Here is a 13652-nt window from a genome sequence, read left to right on the forward strand (position 1 = left end):
TCTGCCGGGTGTGAGGGCAGGGCCTCTTAGGCTTTCACAAAACTCTCTGCCAAATCATCCATTGCATACGCAACATTGTGCTTTGGAAGGTGGCAATTGCGGTGAATGGCTGGGCGCGGCACTGCCTATGATGGGAAAACCTCAACGATATGCTTTGCAAGGATCGAGAAACCCATGGCTCCCTTCCGCCCGAAATTCATCACCTTCGATTGCTACGGCACACTCATCAATTTCCAGATGGCGGAAGCTGCCCGCGATATTTACAGCGCCCAGCTGGGTGCGGCCCATATGGATGCGTTTGTGAGAGACTTCTCAGCCTATCGTCTGGATGAAGTTCTAGGCGATTGGAAGCCTTATGCCGACGTGGTGCACAATGCCATTGAACGCACTTGCAAGAAGAATGGCGTGACCTTCCGCGATGAAGACGCCAAGACCGTGTATGAGCGCGTGCCCAGCTGGGGTCCGCACCCGGACGTGCCTGCTGGCCTTGCCAAGGTGGCCAAGGAAATTCCGTTGGTTATCCTCTCCAACGCCATGAATTCGCAGATCATGTCCAACGTGGAAAAGCTCGGCGCGCCCTTCCATGCGGTCTATACGGCAGAGCAGGCGCAATCCTATAAGCCGCGCATGAAGGGCTTTGAATATATGTTCGACATGCTCGGCTGCGGCCCTGATGACATTACCCATGTGTCGTCGTCCTTCCGCTATGATCTGATGACCGCCCATGATTTGGGCATTAAAAACAAGGTCTGGGTCAACCGTGGTCATGAGCCAGCCAATCCCTATTATGGCTATCAGGAAATCGCTGGCGTTCACGATCTGCCCGGCGTGTTTGGTCTTTAAACGATGAAATATCTCTCCTACTGGCACGACACCGCCCCGCAATTTGCCGAGGGCATCACCGGCGCAATTGAAGGCGATTTTGATGTCGCCGTGATTGGCGGCGGCTTTACAGGCCTCGCTGCGGCTCGCCAACTGGCGCGCGGCGGGGCAAAGGTGATCGTGCTGGAGGGGCAGCGCATCGGATGGGGCGCCTCTGGCCGCAATGGCGGGCACCTCAACAATGGCTTGGCCCACAGCTATCTGGGGGCCAAGGCCGAGCTGGGCAAGGAGCGGGCGATTGCCCTTTACCAAGCGCTCGACAGTTCCATCGATACCATCGAGGCACTGATTGCCGAGGAAGGCATCGATTGCAATTTTCGCCGTGCCGGAAAGCTGAAACTCGCCTCCAAGCCCCAGCATTTCGAAGGGCTTGCCCGCAATTTCGAAGCCCTGCATGAAGAGGTTGATCCCGACACGGCCCTGTTGTCGCCATCGGATTTGAAAAGTGAGGTTGGCTCACTTTTTTACGGCGCAATGCTGTCCAAAAAGAGCGCGATGATGCATATGGGCCGCTATGTGGTGGGCCTTGCGCAAGCCGCCCACCGCCACGGCGCAGTGATAGCTGAGCAGGCCTCTGTCACCTCCGTTGAAAAGCAGGGTGACCGCCACAGTTTGACCACTGTGCGGGGCCGCGTGACCGCCAAGGATGTGCTGGTGGCCACCGGGGCCTATACCACGCCCAATTTCAGCTTTTTCCGCCGCCGTATCATTCCGGTCGGCAGCTTTCTGATTGCCACGCGGCCTTTATCGGACACGGAAGTGGCGGCTGTGATGCCTGGCAACCGCACCTGCGTGAACACCATGAATATCGGCAATTACTGGCGTCTGTCACCCGACAATCGGCTGATTTTCGGCGGCCGCGCCCGTTTCTCCGCCACATCGGATCAGCAATCGGATGCCAAAAGCGGCGAAATCCTGCGCCAGTCCCTTGCCTCGATTTTCCCGCAGCTTGCCAAGGTCGAGATCGATTATTGCTGGGGCGGCTTGGTGGATATGACCAAGGACCGATACCCCCGCGCCGGATATCAGGACGGGGTGTGGTATGCCATGGGCTATTCCGGCCACGGTGCCCAGCTTTCCACCCATCTCGGCATGATCATGGCCGATACCATCCTGGGCAAGGCCGATGCCAATCCGCTGAAGGGGCTGGACTGGCCTGCCGTGCCGGGACATTTCGGCAAGCCATGGTTTTTGCCGTTGGTGGGCATGTATTATAAGATTCTCGATAGATTTCAGTGAGAAGGACAGCCTGCAATCGTGCAGGGTCATTGGATCTGCGGATGCATGAAAGCTTTGCGCGTCTGCTTGACATGCTCTCCCAAGCCATCGTTTGGCGTCGCGCTTGCGACAAAACGCACATGTCATGTGTGGCTGTATTATTCTATGGGAGACCGCATTGATGAATCTCTGAAAGGAAATGGCCAATGACGAGCGACTGGGTGGACTGGTTCCCTATCGTCTTCTTTCCGGCAAAGATTATCGTTTTGGGCACGGCCATGTTCTTCGCCATAAAATGGCATCACGATCAGGATAAAGCAGAGAAGAAGAAAAACGAAACCAGCGAAGCGGATGCGACCGCCGAAAAGACCGTTGACGCGTCAAATGAGAGCCTGTGAGGTTCAGACTGAACCTGACAGATTCTCGATTTTCCCGTTTTCGTTTGTCTTTTCTGGAAAACGAGGCTCCTCGTTTTCCTGAAAAAACTCTAGATGGGCGGTCTAAAGCCCAATCAACACACTCTTGCCTTTGCGATTGGCATGGTACGCTTCGCGGCCCAAATCTTTGCCAATGCCGGATTGCTTGTAACCGCCTGTGGGCAAAATATGATCCCGCGACCGGCCATAGCGGTTGACCCAAACGGTACCCGCCTGAAGTGAGCGTGTCAGGCGAAGGGCGCGGGAGATATCGCGGGTAAAAAGTCCAGCGCAAAGGCCATAGGTGGGGTGGTCGGCCAAAGCCAGTGCCTCGTCTTCATGCTCAAAAGACTGGATGGTCAAGACGGGGCCGAAAATTTCTTGCGTCACAGCCGGAGAATGCTGATCGACATGGGAGAGCAAGGTTGGCGTATAAAAATACCCATCGCCTTCCATGATGTCGCCGCCCGTCAGACATTCCGCCCCGGCATGAATGGCGGCCTTGACGATGTTGTCGATCCGCTCGCGCTGGCGCTGGGAGATGATCGGCGAATATTGTGCCGTCGCATCCCAGGTTGGGCCAGCTTTCACGGCCTTCATCTTGGCAATGATCGCTTCTGCCAAAGGCTCCATAACGCTGCGCTCAACAATCAGGCGTGAGCCAGCAACACAGGCTTGGCCAGCGTTGGAGAGAATGCTTTGGGCAATGGCGGTTGCGGCCTTGTCGAGATCGGCATCGGCAAACACCAGTTGCGGGCTTTTGCCGCCCAGTTCCAACGTCATGGGTTTGACGCCCGTGCGGGCAATATTGCCCATGATCGCCTGACCCGCCCCGGTGGAGCCAGTAAAGCTGACTTTGGCGATATCCGGATGGCCGGTGATGGCATTGCCAGTCACAGCGCCATCGCCCAGTACGATATTGATCAGCCCTGCCGGAATCCCGGCCTGAACCGCCAATTGCGCCAGATAAATGCTGGAAAAGGGTGTCATTTCCGATGGTTTGAGCACCACGGCATTACCAGCGGCGAGTGCTGGCCCAAGCTTCCAACCCGCCATGGAGACCGGGAAATTCCATGGTGTGATGGCCCCAATCACGCCATAAGGCTCGCTCATGATCATGCCGAGACTGTCACCATCGGTCGGTACCAGCGCATCGCCTTCTTTGTCTGCCATTTCGGCAAAAAAGCGGATTTGCTCGGCTGTGACGGCAATGTCTCCAGCGATCAGATGGCCAACGGGGCGTGTGGAGGATAGAGCCTCCAGCTTGGCCAACGTTTCGGCCTCGCGCTCAATAAGGTCTGCCCAGCGTTGGAGCACAATGGTGCGTTCGCGTGGGCGCACGCTGCCCCATTTGCTGGTTTTCAGCGCCTGCTTTGCGGTTTGAACGGCTCGATCCACCATGTCTTCATTGGCAACAGGACAGCCCGCATAGGCCTTGCCATCTGATGGGCGGTACATGTCGATGGCACCATTGGCATCCACCAGCGCATCGCCAATGAAATGGCCGATGGGCAGGGCGATTGTGTCTGGATCGAAGCTGAGGGTCATGGTGGTTCCTTAGGCTAGAGCATCGGACCGAAAAGTGGGAACCGGTTTTCGGATAAATCCGATGCCCAAACAAAAGCTTAGAGCATCGTGCGGATTCCGATTTTCTGCACGATGCTCTAAGCTCGGCTTACGCCATGATGGTGACGTAGATTTTCTTCACCGTTTCAATGGTCTTCCACATGTAGCGCGCAAAATCGCTTGGCGCTAAGCGCAAGATTGATTGGCAATCAATTGCACTCATGAAAATGACCTGTTCTGAAGATCAGCTCTCGCGCCTCAGTCCCCTTTCCACCAGCGACCGAATAGGTCAGCTCCGCGCCCTCAACGGGAAACCCCGAGAAGATTTCCCGGATCTCCGGCCGATCATTGATAGACAGTATGAAGCCGCCTTGAAGGCTCTTCAAACGATCTGCAAGAACCTCGAATTGATCCCGGCCGAACAGTTCCTTGCCGTAATCGTCCTCACAGCCAAAATATGGCGGATCGAGATAGAACAGTACACCCGGCCGGTCATAGCGGTTAATGAAAGCCAGCCAGTCCAGGTTCTCGATGACGACGCCAGACAGGCGCTCGTGGACATCTTCCAGGAGCGGAGCGAGCCGGGTTAGATTGAACCGGGCGCTGCCCCCGTGTTGCACCCCGAAATTCTGCCCGGAGACCTTGCCGCCGAATGCGAGCTTCTGGAGATAGATGAACCGGGCGGCCCGTTCCAGATCGGTCAGCGTTGCCGGATCGCATGCCTTCAGCCGCTCGAACTCGCGTCGGCTGGTGATCTGGAATTTGAGCGTATCCATGAACTGCGGATAGTGGCGCTGGAGGATGCGGAACAGGTTCACGACATCACCACTGCGGTCGTTGATTACCTCGGTCCTGGGCGCTTGCCGACGTCGGAAAAACACGCCGCCCATGCCGACAAACGGCTCCGCATAGGTTTGGTGCGGCATCGCCTCGATCATATTGACAAGGCGCGGTGCCAGGCTGCGCTTGCCACCGATCCAGGCGGCTGGCGGCTGAGTATTGGGGACGGGCCGAAAGGCTTCACGATTCACCATTTCAAAAATCTCACGACTCAGTCACAGAGGCCCGGCCCTGCAGGGTACGGGTGTGACGGTTATCGTTTGTTGCTGTCGGACGGGTTAGGACGCCAATCTTTGGCCCGTCGTTGGGGTGCTTGAACACCCCGGCCACCCGGTCAATATTCCGGTGTGCCGCTAATTAGTTCATCGTATTCCGAAGGTACTCGTTGGACATGCCGCCGAAAAATCACCTCCCGTGCTTCGCTGCCCTTGCGCCACCCGCCACCGAATAGGTCAACTCCGCGCCTTCCACAAGAAGGGCAGAGAAGACGTAGCGGATCTCCGGCCTATCATTGATCGACAGAACGAACCCGCCTTGAAGGCTCTTTAGTCGATCCGCCATTCTGCTTTGATGGAAAATCTTCAACTCCCGCCAGAAAATATCGCTCTCAAGGAACTCCACGACAAAAGGAAATTTGAAATTTTGATATCTCAAGACTATTCTTCTGGGACAATTTTAAAAATCTATAGGTTGAGGAATGAACTCGGAATCCGTATCCGGACAAGTGCAGCTGCCACAGAGTTTTGCGAAACGCATTGATTACCTCAGGCATTTGCTATCACCCATGTCTGTCAAAGAAGGAGTGATGGTCAGGATTGGCCGGGACTATGACGGCGGGTATGTGATGCTCGACCACAACATATCAGAAGCCACTGCCTACAGTATCGGGATCTCGGATGATGTTTCATGGGATTTGGCAATGGCAAACCGTGGCTGCCGAATATTCCAATACGACCACACTATCTCGGAGCTTCCGGAACCTCACCTGAATTTCAACTGGTCAAAGCACGGACTTGCCTGCCAAAAATCGGCAAACGCAGAGATGCGATCACTCCAACAGATGGTGCGTGACAATGGGCACCTTGGCGTGAAGAACTTATTGCTGAAGTGCGATGCAGAAGGCGCAGAATGGGCAGCCATCCAAACAACACCGACATCGATACTCACACGGTTTTCCCAAATCATCCTCGAGATTCACAGCCTTGAAATGATCGCGGGTGATGATTTTTATTTTGCCGCCATCCGAATGCTTCGCAAGCTCAACCGAACGCATCAATTGGTCCATATTCACGGGAACAACTGCGGGCTTTTGGTCACAGCGGCTGAAACCTGGATACCATCAGCAATGGAACTTACTTACGTCCGCAAAAAGGATCACGCATTTGAAGCCTGTGCCCACTCTTTTCCGACAGATTTAGATATGCCTTGTACGCCGCAGCGACCAGACATTTTCTTGGGAAGATGGACAGGCAAGAGGTCGCTGTGGGAGCAACTCCAAGTCGACGCTAATAAATTCGCTAGACTTCTTCCCGCATTGCGGCCCACATAATCGGGATGAATTGCTCGGTTCGCAATCCGTAAGTGTCACTCTCCGAGTCGTAGACAAATCCTGCAAAGTCGTTCGTGGTCAGTCCGACTTCAGCAAGCGCAGCTTCAACCTGCTGTGCGATAAAGCCCCAATGGGTGCGGACATTGGTCTTGCTGTGAGCAGGAGAAATTTCAATGATTTCTTCGACCTCCTCCCAGACGGGTTCTCTGTAGACCCGTTGGGTCTCCTGAAGATCATAGATCGGCTCCATAACTGGATCACCATTGGCATCAAGTATGGGTTGTTCCATCCGCGACCCATCCCCCTGTTTGACCAGAATTACCTTTTGCCGTTTTCCGACTTCCACCCGCACTTTGCTCATGACTGGCGCGCCCGCCTCGTCAAACAAGAGGTGTTCTTCAAAGACGGGCTCTTCCCGCTCATAAGTTTCGGTAACGATGCTCAGGACGGCTTTACCGTCGACCAGATTGATCTTCTCGACTTCACGGGTATCGACTATAATTTCCATCTTCTGACGTAGGACCACCCGCGTCTCAGTTTTTGCCGGCGTGTCGTCGTTCTTCCACCGGAACGTAACGGGCTTGATGGCCTTCAGAAGCTTTCTGGCCAGAGCAGGATCAATATCGGTGATGTCAAGTTTAGCCCGCCTATCCGACGTATTGATCGTGCCCGTCGCGGAGTAGACGACAGACCATCTGTAGGAGCCACCCCCGAGGGGGCGAGCATTATCTGCCGATGGCCGGGGCGTGCAGCCGAATGCCACATCCGTGGCGCTGATCGCCATCGTACCCTGATTAACGGTCGAGGTGCCGCCGCTGAAGTTTATCGTGACATCTGGCGTCGTGTTGCCAGACGAGCAGAAATACATCTTAGGCGTATTGACGTTTGCCCGGTTACCAAGCAGCAAGCTATGGCTAGGTGCCGTGAGTTGAAGACTTGCCGTCTCCATCCGGTTGTTGACCTCACTGATGATAGCGTCGGTGACAGTGGTATTGTGCAGGTCAAGGCCACGATAGATCGTTTGCTCATTGATATCTATCGCAGTGCTGGTGGTGCCGAGTGCATAGTCGCCATTTGCATTCCCAAAAGCCAAACCAAGCTTCCACCGTACCGTGGCTCCAGCCAATGTGCTGGCATAGAACGCCGCGTCTGTTTCGGTACCATGAAGGTTTCCACCACCAGCCGCCTGAAAGCCGGAACGATATCTGGCGCTTGAGCCGGTGTGGATCAGCACGTTCGATTCCGAGCCGGTGATATTGTAATAACCGGTCGCACCATTGGTTGTCTCAGCGTAGAAATTAGATCCGTGCAAGCTGTCATCGTGCACTGACGCTGCAAACGCACCGGAATAGCCCTGAATGCCAACCCAATAGCCGCCGCCAGGTGTAAGACCTGGCGTTTCTTCGATCAAAACCTGCCCTACGTCCGCCTGGCGTATTCCGTAAGCGCCGCCACGGACGCGCATATAGACGACACGTCCTTGCACTCGGCCGGGGCTTGTTTTGATGTCATCCTGGATGTCGATTGAGTCGTAGTCGACGCTGTTTGTCGTCTCCACCCCCATGCCCTTAAAGTCGCTTCTCCATGCAATTACATCTGGCACGCCATTTTTGGGCGTTTGCCTCCCAAACTGCATTGCGTTACCGGGCAAGATATTGATCCAGTTATATGAAGGCAGCAGCAGATCGCCATATATTAACCAGTTCACTGACTTCTTATTTGCATCAACTTCGACGCCAGCCGTAAAATCATAACTCCCCGGCGGCACAACAATCGTATCGCCTTCACTGGCCGCATTGTAAGCCGCCTGGAACGCTGTCGAGGTCGCGGCCGCATTGGTCCCGTCACTATAGGCACCGTGCTGAAGGACATTGCGGGTCACCCAGGTCTTGGGCACGAAACTCGCAGGATTGATCGAGGCAGCATAATTTGCGGCAGCGGTCTCGGAATTATGGGCCTCCTGTGCCGAGGCGGCGGCAGCCGCTGCCTTGACTTCTACCTGGGCGACCAAGGCGGACACATCCTGGTCGACGGTCAGACGGAAATCGCTGCCATAGATCTTGCCCCAGACCAGCATTCCACCCGTCAAGGCCAGCTGCGCCGAATTGGTGATCGTCTTCAACGTCAGCGCCGGTCCATCATTGAAGCTGATGGTGACGGGCACATCCGTGGTGTTTCGGAAAATCTCCACGCTGATCAATGCGGCTTCAGAAACCGGGATCTCGCTCGTCGCCTTGATGGCGTTCGCCGTCCCGGCTCCGGTATCCGTTGCGTCGATAAACGAATATGGCAGGGGCAGAACCCAGGTCCATGTGTTGGAAATCCAGCCATAAATGCCGTTCTTGTCAGGGTCAGGATCTTCGTAAACCCACGCCGAGACCTTCGTGGCAATGGTGGCTGCAACGAGATCGGCATAGGTCGCATAGAGCGGGGCCTGATTGCCAAGCAGGTTGATCGGGCTGGTGCCTGCCAATTGTTTGGCAAGATCGACAATCTTCAGTCGGCGGCTTGAGCCAGCCCGGTTCCCCAAGACATCATCCAAAAGGGAAGCTACGCTGACATTGGGGGATTTGACGCCGAGATCGGTCATGGACGCTCCTATTGAACCGACACGGTGAAGGGACCGGTGATCGGTCCACTCACGCCGTTCGCGTTCTGCGGCTCCAGCCACAGATAGTTGGTGCCTTGCGGCAGACAGGTGGATGTTTCGAGATAGAGGACGACGTTATCGACGCGACCGTCGAAGGCGTCCGTTGCCGCCAGCGCCAGGGCGCTATTGCCGCTCACGGCCTGCAAAGCTTCGCGGACGGTTGCCGATGCCGATCTGTTCGTACCGGTCACCGTGGTGCCGCCCGTCAGCTTTGGCTGGATCGAACCGGCCGAACGGGTCAAGTCATAGCTGAGACGATAGGTGGCACCGGCCGTCAGAGCCACGGCCTGACTGAGAGTGCCGGCCGTTCCGGGCGAATGGACCGCTGCATTCGAGGCAATGTTCCAGCCGTCGCCAAGCGTCCAACTGCTGGAACTGTCAAAGCCGCCGTTCGCCAGCATGTTCGAGCGGGTCGCATCACCTACGGCAACGGAATAGGACCGCGATGCCTCGACCGCGATCGGCGATCCGACCGCGTCTGCGGACGTATCCAGATCGTTGACGGCTGAACAGTAAATCTGGATAGCCGTTGTTGCTGCGTCATCCGTGGTCTGGACCGTGACGGTCGCGCCGCCCAGGATCGCCACGACACTGATATTGCCGGACGGCAATTGTGCTGGCGTTGCCCCATCGTCCGCGCCGATCGTCACCGTGACGGGCAAGGAGAAGGCGCTGATCAGGCCGGTGTCGCCGAGTGCTGCCACCCGCACCTGGACGACATCGCCGGTCACATAGGACGAGATCAGCACCGCCCCATCGGAGGCGGCAAAATCAATGGGCGTCCAGGCCGTCGCGCCGGACGTGCGGTGTTGCAGCCGATAGGCCACGGTCACCACATTGCCAGTGCCTGGTGAGACCGACACACTGAGGCCACCAGAGATCTCCGTGCCGACAACGCCGGTATCGATCGACGTGATCACAGGCGTCGGAGGCGCGCTGCTGGATGTTTCGACATCGGCACCCGCCCGGCCGGACCACGCCGGTGGCACCTCTTCGTCGGTCAGCTCGTCAATGATCGGGGCTGCGTTGACCAGGCGCAGATGCGAGGACATGTCCTCGCCGGCTTCGACCCGCGTGACAATCATCGGCAGGCTTTCGGAGGTCAGCAGGCCAACATGCACAAGCGTTCCGATCTCAGGCACGATGTCGGGGTTCTGATCGGCCATGACGACGGTCTTTCCAGTCCCCACAACGGTGAGCAGCGTCACCAGCACGCTGACGCCGATCGTGTCGTCCTCGTCGCCAAAATGCCGAAACCGCAGCCCATAGGTCAGGGCGGAGGTCATCTCGACTTCGCTGTCCAGTTCGATGGTGCGGCCAATGACATCGAGGACGCGGGCCGCGACCTGGGTCCGCTCCAGAACGTCATAGGAGGTCATGACCAGATCGCCGCGTGTCGCCACGCTGATCGGCCCGTCCTGGACAACCTCATAGGTGTCGATCCGGTAAAGCGCCTCGTACATACGCCGCTTTGCCTCGATCCAGATCTCGTCCGGATTGGTCTTGCCGGGCAGCTCCAGGGCTTCCGTCAGCGTGATTTCTCCGGAATGGCCGGGCCATGGCACCAACCGTTCGTTCTGCTTGTAGTCGTAGGTCTGGTCGAAGAACTTGATCCGGAACCCGTGCGGTGGATCGAAGTAGGTGCGGCTTGCCTTGAAATTCGAGGAGTTGCGCGGGTTGATATGGTCGATGACCAGATCCTGCGGCTGATCGACAATCACACTCCAGCGAACGCCGTCATAGCGCGACCGTGCCCGGCCAGCCCCGGCGATATCGTCCAGGCGCTCCCGCAGCGTGCGATCGTCGTCATGCACGGCACTGTATTCGAGGCCCTTGGATGCGCAGAAGACGTGCCAGTCGGCCAGCGCATCCAGATCGATCTCGCTGTCGGACACCCGTTTCGGATTGGAGGCCGATTGCAGGCAGTAGCGATAGAGCGAGGCCGGGTTGCGGGTCTCGCGACCGATCCATGTGCCGGTCGCGGCATCCCAATCCAGGCAGCGGCGCGACGCGATGATGTTGAAGTTATCGAGCTGGCCGTTCAGCTGATAGGTCGCTTTGACCCGCATGGAGATCATCGCCAGCGGATAGGGAAAGTCGATCGGATATTCCGGCCGGATCGTCTGCAGGGCCACCCATGTCGTGCGGCTCTGGTAGCTCGACTTGGTATGCTCGTCGGTCATCCGCGTGACTTCGATGTCGTAGCGGCCGCGTGTCGCGAAAGACCAGGTGTATTGCCGATAGAAGGCTTCGAGCTTCTGGCTGGTGATCGTCATCGTGGTGACCACGACATATTGATCGTCAGCGGCATTGGCGGGCTTTTGCCGGATGCGGATCTGCACCGACAGGTTCTTCTTGTTGCCCTCGTCATCAACACGACCGAGACCAGCCGGAAAGCCGATGATCACCGAGCCTGCCGAGGCATCGGCACCCGTGGTGCGCACAACAGGATCTTCCTTGGCCGCGCCGCTGATCACCTTGCCCTGATCGTTGCGGGGCTTTTCCCGCGTCAGCTCGACACCGAGCGACAGCTCGTAGACCTGTCGATAATAGAGCGTGAAGGTGCCATCGCTGGCGAGACCTTCGTGGGTTTCGATCGTCAGCTCGTCATATTCGTCGATACTGGTGTCGCCGATCCAGAACTCAGACAGCGCCACGCCATAGTCACCGCCATAGCCGACCAGGAAGATGGAACGCAGATATTGGATATCGCCGACGATCTCGGTGTAGCTGGTGGCGGCAAACGGCGGCGCAAACCGGATCTTGCCATAGACTTCGGGAATGACGCCGTCCGGATCGAGATTGTTGCGCCAGCCGTTGATGTAATAGGTGGTCTTGTCCTTCTTGTTGCTGGCGGGCGGAATGAGCGCGTTGATCAGCAAATTGCCAAGCACGGTCAGGCCAAGCGTAATACCGGCGGCAACGACCGTGGTGGCGGTCGCACTGGTGAGCGCCATGGCGGTGGCCCAATATTGGCCAAGCGCTGCTGCGGCGATCGAGACAATGACCGTCAAGACCGACCGGAGGGCGCTTTTGCCCGGCACCAGCCGGATGACAACACGCACACCGGCATAGGGCCTGACGCGATGCCAGTAGCGCGGATCGATCACCGCAGAGCCGCGATCGCTGACCAGCACAACGCGCACCAGCGCCAAATCATGATCGGACAGGCCCGGCATGGTCACGCCGATGATCTCGGCAATGGTCAGGCCTTCGGGCAGTTCTTTGGAAATGCGGCCGACCGAAGGATCGAGAAACGGAACGGCCAGAACAGGAATGGTCATGCCGCCACCTGAAGCCGTTCGAAGTGCCTTAGAAACCGCTTCAAACGCGGTTTCCAGACCCCATTATCGTAGCGCTCCAGTTTGGCCTGGTCCTCACCAACCACATGCAACATCAGGCCTGGACGGACAACAATGCCGACATGGGTCTCGAACCGACCGCGCCGAAAGATGGCGAGATCGAACTCGGCAGGCGTATCAACTTCGCTCCAACGGATTGCCGCCTCGTCAGCAAACAGCGTCTCGATTTCGGCGGCTTCGTCAATCGAGACAAAGTCACCCGTGTATGTGGGGAGATCGATGCCAAGCTGCTCTCGATAGGTCAGACAGACAAGCGTCCAGCAATTGACCCCGCTCTGGCGATCAATGCCGTGCGGTGCATGCGGGATACCGATGTAATCTTGGGACCAGTGCGCCATTGCCAACCAAACAAAAGGCCGGGAAAAGCCCGGCTGAATTGGCGGCATCATCGCGCGAGACAGGCATGGCAAAACAGCCGGTAGGGTGACCGGGTTACTTTTGGCTGGATTTGGGGAGATGGAAAAGCCCTACACTATTTTGGACGGGCTTGCCAGCATCAGGAGAACAGGCCGGGAAACTGACTGCGGGTCATTCGGCCACCCGGTGACTTCTCTTCTTCGATGTCCTGCCGGCTGAAACTCAATGTCACCTCGCCTGCGGTCAGGTCGGCGCTGACGATCTGCATGTTGCGATACTCGATTTCTATGTAGTCCGGCGAAGATGCCAGCACCACGGCCATATGAATGGTGGCAAGCGTCGTGAAGGAACGCAGCACCTTGGCAATGTCATTGTCGACATTTTCCAGCACAAGATTGCCGGAGGTCGGGGCGTCATCGAGATCCGACGGCAGGATGGTCGAGGCCAGCACGAAGTAAAACGGCTCGCTGCTGGTATTGCTGTCCATCCAGGACGAGCGGGTGCCATACATCAACGGCTCGTCCGACAGTCGCTCGGTATTGTCGGTCGAAAGCCGGACGGGTTCGTCGAGATCCGGATGGGTGATGTAGAACAGTGCGACATAGACCTCGTCCGTCATGCCCATTTCCATCGCCAGCCGGGCATTCAGGGAAACACGTCTCATTGGGACTGCTCGTCATTGGACGAAACCAATGGCCTTTTTTTCGAAGATCCAGCCTTCGGCCAGCAACTTACTTCAGCTTCCTTTGCTCGCCCCCCAGGCGTTGCGAGAGCGAATTGAATTTGCGCTGAAAGATCAAACTTAGTTTCTC

The 13652-nt window shown here is 57.0% G+C and carries 11 protein-coding genes; 4 read left to right on the forward strand and 7 right to left on the reverse strand.

Going from position 1 to position 13652, the window contains the following annotated elements:
• Nucleotides 1-174 precede the first annotated feature (174 nt).
• From G6L01_RS20715 to G6L01_RS20725, 3 genes are all read left to right on the forward strand, one after another.
• Nucleotides 175-843: a haloacid dehalogenase type II gene (locus G6L01_RS20715; protein ID WP_070165739.1), complete on the forward strand. Its 669-nt coding sequence runs from the start codon at nt 175-177 to the stop codon at nt 841-843.
• 3 nt (nt 844-846) lie between these two features.
• Nucleotides 847-2121 carry an NAD(P)/FAD-dependent oxidoreductase gene (locus G6L01_RS20720; protein WP_070165458.1) on the forward strand — a complete coding sequence of 425 codons (1275 nt, stop codon included), beginning with the start codon at nt 847-849 and terminating at the stop codon, nt 2119-2121.
• A 185-nt stretch (nt 2122-2306) separates the two neighbouring features.
• A complete protein-coding gene (locus tag G6L01_RS20725) occupies nt 2307-2498 on the forward strand; it encodes a hypothetical protein (protein ID WP_070165459.1) in 192 nt (63 codons plus the stop codon).
• A gap of 102 nt (nt 2499-2600) precedes the next feature.
• On the opposite strand, the gene G6L01_RS20730 is transcribed toward G6L01_RS20725, so the two are convergent.
• The 3 genes from G6L01_RS20730 to G6L01_RS20740 all read right to left on the reverse strand — a co-directional run bounded on the left by G6L01_RS20730 (nt 2601) and on the right by G6L01_RS20740 (nt 5576).
• Nucleotides 2601-4064, reverse strand: coding sequence for an aldehyde dehydrogenase family protein (locus tag G6L01_RS20730; RefSeq protein WP_070165460.1), 1464 nt, complete (start codon nt 4062-4064; stop codon nt 2601-2603).
• Between the two features lie 227 nt (nt 4065-4291).
• Entirely contained in the window at nt 4292-5116 is an 825-nt protein-coding gene (locus G6L01_RS20735; RefSeq protein ID WP_174376574.1) for a DNA adenine methylase, read from the reverse strand.
• A 211-nt stretch (nt 5117-5327) separates the two neighbouring features.
• A complete protein-coding gene (locus tag G6L01_RS20740) occupies nt 5328-5576 on the reverse strand; it encodes a hypothetical protein (protein ID WP_174376575.1) in 249 nt (82 codons plus the stop codon).
• A gap of 43 nt (nt 5577-5619) precedes the next feature.
• Here G6L01_RS20740 and G6L01_RS20745 point away from each other — a divergent pair, with 43 nt between their 5' ends.
• Nucleotides 5620-6471: a class I SAM-dependent methyltransferase gene (locus G6L01_RS20745; RefSeq protein ID WP_174376576.1), complete on the forward strand. Its 852-nt coding sequence runs from the start codon at nt 5620-5622 to the stop codon at nt 6469-6471.
• Here the strand turns inward: G6L01_RS20745 and G6L01_RS20750 are convergent.
• From G6L01_RS20750 to G6L01_RS20765, 4 genes are all read right to left on the reverse strand, one after another.
• Nucleotides 6440-9061: a tail fiber domain-containing protein gene (locus G6L01_RS20750; RefSeq protein ID WP_174376577.1), complete on the reverse strand. Its 2622-nt coding sequence runs from the start codon at nt 9059-9061 to the stop codon at nt 6440-6442. The genes G6L01_RS20745 and G6L01_RS20750 overlap by 32 nt on opposite strands.
• Before the next feature lie 8 nt (nt 9062-9069).
• A complete protein-coding gene (gene gpJ, locus G6L01_RS20755; RefSeq protein WP_174376578.1) occupies nt 9070-12405 on the reverse strand; it encodes a TipJ family phage tail tip protein in 3336 nt (1111 codons plus the stop codon).
• Nucleotides 12402-12821 (reverse strand): NlpC/P60 family protein, encoded by a 420-nt coding sequence (locus G6L01_RS20760; RefSeq protein WP_174376579.1) that lies wholly within the window; start codon nt 12819-12821, stop codon nt 12402-12404. Before G6L01_RS20760 ends, gpJ begins: the two co-directional genes overlap by 4 nt.
• A gap of 158 nt (nt 12822-12979) precedes the next feature.
• On the reverse strand, nt 12980-13504 hold the full coding sequence (locus G6L01_RS20765; RefSeq protein ID WP_174376580.1) for a hypothetical protein: 525 nt from the start codon (nt 13502-13504) through the stop codon (nt 12980-12982).
• Between the last annotated feature and the right edge of the window lie 148 nt (nt 13505-13652).

Source organism: Agrobacterium vitis, assembly GCF_013337045.2.
GTDB classification, from domain to species: Bacteria; Pseudomonadota; Alphaproteobacteria; order Rhizobiales; family Rhizobiaceae; genus Allorhizobium; species Allorhizobium vitis_B.